This window comes from Bacillota bacterium (assembly GCA_024655925.1).
In the GTDB taxonomy this organism is placed as follows: domain Bacteria; phylum Bacillota; class DTU025; order DTU025; family JANLFS01; genus JANLFS01.
Genome location: JANLFS010000009.1, coordinates 40243 through 42497, shown reverse-complemented (window position 1 = coordinate 42497; position 2255 = coordinate 40243). Strand labels below are relative to the sequence as shown.

The following is a 2255-nucleotide window of genomic DNA, read 5'->3' as shown; positions in this document are numbered from 1 at the left end:
CGATGCCGCCATCCGGAAGGATTGGGTAGAACACATCTTCAGAGTGAATGACTCTCAAGTGGAGAGAGCCCCCACATTCAGGACATGCCCGCGGATGGTCGTCCGCAAGCCTCCTCGAAGGATGGGAACGCGCCGAGGCAAGCGTGTTCCCGGGCTGTTGATAGGGTTCGACCTGCAAGAACGCGGGCAGATTTGGTAGTTCCCCGGGCTCCTCAACATAGCGACTGAGGTCGAGCGTGCTGCGAGTCCGCACATCGAAGTGGTACCGATGGTTTGGGACGATTTCGGTGCCGTGCCCATCCACCACTGAGACACTGACCGCACCCAGCCCCGGGCCTTGCCCGCAGTCTTCCAGGGGGACTTCGATTGTAGCCCCCGTCTCGTTTTTGAGGATCAGGGTGGCTTCCGTAGCGTTTGTGCTCCTGGACCCTGCCAATGGCTCTATTTCGGAGTAGAACGCCAGAAGCCATCGGCCCACATCCTCCAGCGACGGGAACTTGCCCACAGTCTCCTTGAAGTCGATCTGGGCGTAGAACACGGCTTGGTCTCCCGTCGTCCGACGTTCGACCAATACGATGTCCGCGAGTTGATCGTCAACCACGACGACTGGACGTAAGAGCGCCGGCATCAGGCCGTGCCGGGCTACCACTACCTCGATGGTCCCTTTGACAACCGCTCTTGCGAGGTTTGTCCAGGCTTCTCGCCTCGAGTCGTCCTCGCCAGCCGGCACTCCAGCGTCTTATGCGCTCTCGCCGTTGACAAATACATCGGTAATCACTCGGAGCCCGTCCGATACGTCGGCGGAGAGCCAGCTCGCCACCGCCTCTAACAGTTTTTGCTGCAAAGGCATGCGCCTCCTCAGAAGTAAGTGGTCCGGCCGTCTTGCGGCCGGGCAATGCCAAGAATCCTGCGTTCCGGCTTTCATGAAGCCAAGAAACATGCTAATGCATCATCAGAGGACAATGGCCCTATGACGGCCCAATTATCATCGCAAAGCAGGATTAGGACAAGAGCGGGTACCCGTCTGGGGCCCCGCCAGTGTTTCTATGGTACCGTTGTCACTCCAGTGAGCCGAGGGCTGCACGAGCCTGCCTGCCTTTGTCGTTCTCCACAGCACTCGGGCCCGGCTGGATCAATTCTCGGTACCCCGTGTCGCTGTTCTCTCGCCAGTAGGGCTCCTCGCGTTGCCAGTTGTTGGCATCTGCATAGAAGGCGAGAGCTCTGCGCAGCCTTGCAAGTTCATCCAGAAGGTTTGCCTGCTCTTGCCCGAGCAGCCCATCCGCAGTCCTGTTGCGGCAGTCCCGGCAGCGGTCACGCTGTTTTACTTTTGCCCAGGCCTCGTCGAGGACTTCCTGGGCGTCAAGGCACATCTCTGTGCAGAAGCCCAGGAGCAGGAGAAGCATGCTCCCAAGAGCATCTTTTGCCTTTTGGAGACGCTGTTGAGCGGTTCCGCGGAGGCCTTCGCGCTGTTTGAGCAGGGCGCGGGAGAGTTTGCCCACCTGTTCTACCACGCCCAAGAGAGCATTCAATGGATCGCGGGCGTCACTATTGCTCGCGATCCACATGCGCTGCTGTGCCTGCACTTGTCTCAGCGTAAGCCCGGGCACGCTGTCCGGGTCTCCCTTTACCGCCGCTCTGCATCGCATCAGGGCGTCGTGCACCTCTGCCCTGGCCCAGCTGCGCTCGAGCAAGTGGTCCCGACAGCCGGCATCTCCATGACAGCGAGCTTCTGCGCATTGCTTGCATGTCTGCATCCCCTCGCTTATCAAGGCCTCTGTATTACAGGCCCGAAACAGCCGCTGCATTGCCTCTGCCGCCGCGGCCGGTCCTGCTGCGGTCGTTTCTGGGACCATGATTGGACACCTCCTCCAAGCACTGCCAGGATTGGGGCACAGGCTGCTCAGAGAGTGTATTTCTCTCCAGAATTGCCGACGCTTCGTAATCCGCAGCAATCAGCAGAGGAACAAGTGGCGTGCGCTCGACCGCTTCTCTGAAGCACTCTCTGTTGTTGAAATGCACGCTCATATCGAACGCTCCCATATGCCAGCGGATAGCCATCTTCTCCAGATCGGTGAGGCCAATAAATTGCTGCAGGACGCTGAGCGACTTCTCGCCGTGCCCAAGAGGGAGGTTATCGCGGACAGTGTAGACTAGGGCGCCGTCTACGGTTCCCTTCTCGTAATGAGCGACCTTGCAGAGATCGTGACCGAGGGCGCAGACAACCACGGTATCGTGGGGAATGACTTGTTCGAGCT

The 2255-nt window shown here is 59.4% G+C and carries 3 protein-coding genes; all 3 read right to left on the bottom strand.

Going from position 1 to position 2255, the window contains the following annotated elements:
- A partial coding sequence (locus tag NUW23_02500; GenBank protein MCR4425047.1) for a hypothetical protein occupies positions 1 to 730 on the bottom strand: 730 nt, incomplete at its 3' end.
- Positions 731 to 1058: 328 nt separating this feature from the next.
- Positions 1059 to 1853, bottom strand: coding sequence for a hypothetical protein (locus NUW23_02495; GenBank protein MCR4425046.1), 795 nt, complete (start codon positions 1851 to 1853; stop codon positions 1059 to 1061).
- The coding region (locus NUW23_02490; GenBank protein MCR4425045.1) for a hypothetical protein at positions 1780 to 2255 on the bottom strand (476 nt) is incomplete at its 5' end. The genes NUW23_02495 and NUW23_02490, both read right to left, overlap by 74 nt.

What these genes read in the sequence shown, in the direction of transcription:
- NUW23_02495 (MCR4425046.1), bottom strand. Translation starts at nt 1,853, where the DNA reads ATGGTCCCAGAAACGACCGCAGCAGGACCGGCCGCGGCGGCAGAGGCA.